General features: G+C 65.3%; 1 pseudogene. It reads right to left on the bottom strand.

Going from position 1 to position 487, the window contains the following annotated elements:
* A pseudogene (locus V2J85_RS40375) lies at positions 1-487 on the bottom strand (F0F1 ATP synthase subunit alpha); the annotation flags it as partial.

Raw genomic sequence — 487 nt, 5'->3', positions numbered from 1 at the left:
CATCCAGATCCGAGGCGAAGGCCGCGAAGGCCTCCAGCTCGCGGTACTGCGAGAGATCCAGACGCAGCGAACCCGCGACCTCTTTCATGGCCTTGATCTGCGCGGCGCCACCGACGCGGGACACCGACACACCGACGTTGACGGCCGGTCGCACACCCTGGTTGAACAGGTCGGACTCCAGGAAGCACTGGCCGTCGGTGATCGAGATGACGTTGGTCGGGATGAACGCCGAGATGTCGTTGGCCTTGGTCTCGATGATCGGCAGACCCGTCATCGAACCACCGCCGAGTTCGTCGGACAGCTTGGCGCAACGCTCCAGCAGACGAGAGTGGAGGTAGAAGACGTCGCCGGGGAATGCCTCGCGGCCCGGCGGGCGGCGCAGCAGCAACGAGATGGCGCGGTAGGCGTCGGCCTGCTTGGAGAGGTCGTCGAAGACGATCAGCACGTGCTTGCCGTCGTACATCCAGTGCTGGCCGATGGCCGAACC

It is taken from the genome of Streptomyces bugieae (assembly GCF_036352915.1).
GTDB classification, from domain to species: Bacteria; Actinomycetota; Actinomycetes; order Streptomycetales; family Streptomycetaceae; genus Streptomyces; species Streptomyces endophytica.
The sequence above is the reverse complement of the archived record's forward strand: the minus strand, read 5'-3'. Positions and strand labels throughout refer to the sequence as shown.